Here is a 274-nt window from a genome sequence, read left to right as displayed (position 1 = left end):
TATGAATCAATTCGACAGAACATCACAGGAATACCGAGCTTTGAAACGCTACTGGAAATTGATTCAACAGGATAGTCGTAAACTCAGCGATAAACGATTTTATCGCCCTATGTTTCGGATGCATTTAACCAACAAGGAAATTCTAGAAAAACTCCTATCCTACTCAGATGAACTCAGACAGCACTATGAACTCTATCAATTTCTATTGTTTCATTTCCAAGAGAAAAATTCAGATCATTTCTTCAGTCTCATCGAACAGGAAATAGCCACTGTG

The 274-nt window shown here is 37.2% G+C and carries 1 pseudogene; it reads left to right on the top strand.

Features of this window, described 5'->3' with window-relative positions:
• Positions 1 to 274: pseudogene (locus C1E99_RS00250) on the top strand (ISL3 family transposase); the annotation flags it as partial.

It is taken from the genome of Streptococcus suis (assembly GCF_002964045.1).
GTDB lineage: Bacteria > Bacillota > Bacilli > Lactobacillales > Streptococcaceae > Streptococcus > Streptococcus suis_U.
This window is presented reverse-complemented; position numbering and strand designations above follow the sequence as displayed.